This is a genomic window from Streptomyces poriferorum, from assembly GCF_019399235.1.
Taxonomy (GTDB): Bacteria; Actinomycetota; Actinomycetes; order Streptomycetales; family Streptomycetaceae; genus Streptomyces; species Streptomyces poriferorum.
In genome coordinates this window covers 1-1,858 of the sequence record NZ_JAELVH010000554.1, presented here as the reverse complement: position 1 = coordinate 1,858, position 1,858 = coordinate 1, and the positions used below count along the sequence as shown (strand labels likewise).

2 protein-coding genes are annotated in these 1,858 nt (G+C 72.7%); both read right to left on the bottom strand.

The window, feature by feature from the left end:
• Positions 1 to 537, bottom strand: a 537-nt coding sequence (locus tag JGS39_RS39555; protein WP_219574592.1) for a response regulator transcription factor, incomplete at its 3' end; no start/stop codon positions are given.
• Positions 534 to 1,858, bottom strand: a 1,325-nt coding sequence (locus tag JGS39_RS39550) for a sensor histidine kinase (protein ID WP_219574591.1), incomplete at its 5' end; no start/stop codon positions are given. The genes JGS39_RS39550 and JGS39_RS39555, both read right to left, overlap by 4 nt.

Below are 1,858 nucleotides of genomic sequence, written 5' to 3'. Positions count from 1 at the left end.
GTTCGACAGCCCCCGCGCGATCAGCTCCAGCACCTCCGTCTCGCGCGGGGTCAGCCCGTTCAGCCGCAGCGCGGGCCCGCTGCGGGAAGCCCCGGACGGGCGCTGCCGCGCGAAGTCCGCGATCAGGCGCCGCGTCACGGACGGCGCCAGCAGCGCCTCGCCCGCCGCCACCACGCGGACCGCCGAGATCAGGTCCGCCGGCGGGGCGTCCTTCAGGAGGAAGCCGGACGCGCCGGCGCGCAGCGCCTCGTACACGTAGTCGTCCACGTCGAAGGTGGTGAGCATCAGCACCTTCGGCACGTGCACCACGCCCACCGGCGGGTTCAGCAGCTCACGGGCCGCGGCCAGGCCGTCCATCTCGGGCATCCGCACATCCATCAGGACCACGTCCGGATGGGTGTGGCGGCTGACGTCGACGCCCTGGCGCCCGTCAGGCGCCTCACCGACCACGTCGATGTCGGCCTGAGCCGCCAGCAGCGCCGCGAATCCCGCCCGCACCATGGCCTGGTCGTCGACGATGATCACACGGATGGTCACGAGTCCTCCGGAGTCGGGGGCAGGGCGGAAGAGGAAGAGGAAGAGGAAGAGGAAGAGGAAGAAGGAGCCGATGCCGGTGGCAGCGGGAGCCGTGCGGCCACCCGGAAGCCGCCGTCGGGCAACGGCCCGGTGTCCAGCGCTCCGCCGGTCAACCGTACGCGTTCACGCATGCCGACCAGCCCGTGCCCCGTCCCCGTCGTCTCCACCGGAGTACGCGGAGCGAGCGACGAACCCGTCTGCGGCGGCGGGTCGTTGACGACCAGCACCGTCAGATGCGCGCCGTCGGAGCTGACCGACACCCGGGTCCGGGCACCCGGCGCGTGGCGGACCACGTTCGCCAGGGCCTCCTGCACGATCCGGTACGCGGACAGATCCACCGCCGGCGGGACACCCTCCAGCCCGGCGGGCAGCGACAGCTCGGCCGGCAGCCCGGCCCGTACCGTCGCCTCGACCAGCTGCTGCACCCGGTCCAGCCCCGGCTGGGGCGCCCGCTCGCCCTCAGTACCCTCGCTGCGCAGCACCACCAGCAGCCTCCGCATCTCCGTGAGGGACTCCCGCGCACTCGCGGCGATCGAGCCGAACTCCTCGCGTGCCTCGTCGGACAGCCGCTGCAACCGGTACGGGGCGGAGTCGGCCTGGACCGTGATCACCGACATGTGGTGCGCGACCACGTCGTGGAGCTCGCGGGCGATCCTGGTCCGTTCCTCCAGCAGCGTCCGCTGTGCCCGCTCGGCCTCACTGATGGTCTCCTGCTCGGCGAGCCGGCGCTGGGCGTCGCCCCGTTCGCGTACCGTCGCGCCGATCACCAGCACCACGGCACCGAGGATGAACATCAGGAGCGAGTTGTCGGTGCCGCGGTGGGGGGAGACCAGGAACAGGACGAGCCCCGCCGCGCCCGTCGCCAGCCAGACGGCGACCAGGGTCCGTCGCTGCTCGCGCAGGCCCAGTGCCAGGAGCAGGAAGAGGTAGCCGACGAGGCCGGGCGGTGTCCATGGCCAGGCGTGGTCCTGCCCGCCGTCCACCCCGAGCAGCACGACCGCACCCAGGATCTGGGCCGGGAAGATGATCCACCAGGCTTGCAGCGGCCGGTGCGCCAGCATCAGCAGGGGTGCGGCCTGGGCGACGGCGAGCGCTCCCGCGATGCCGGCGTCCATTTCGTACTCGGCGGTCAGGACGTTGATCGTGACCGGGACGAAGATGGCGACGAGCGCGAGGACGGCGGCGTACGGCAGCAGCCGCTGCCACTGCCTGGGCGCGCCGGCCAGGAGCGGTGTCGGGGGATGGGAGGGGTGGGTCAGCGCGTGACCGGTTTCGCGCAGAT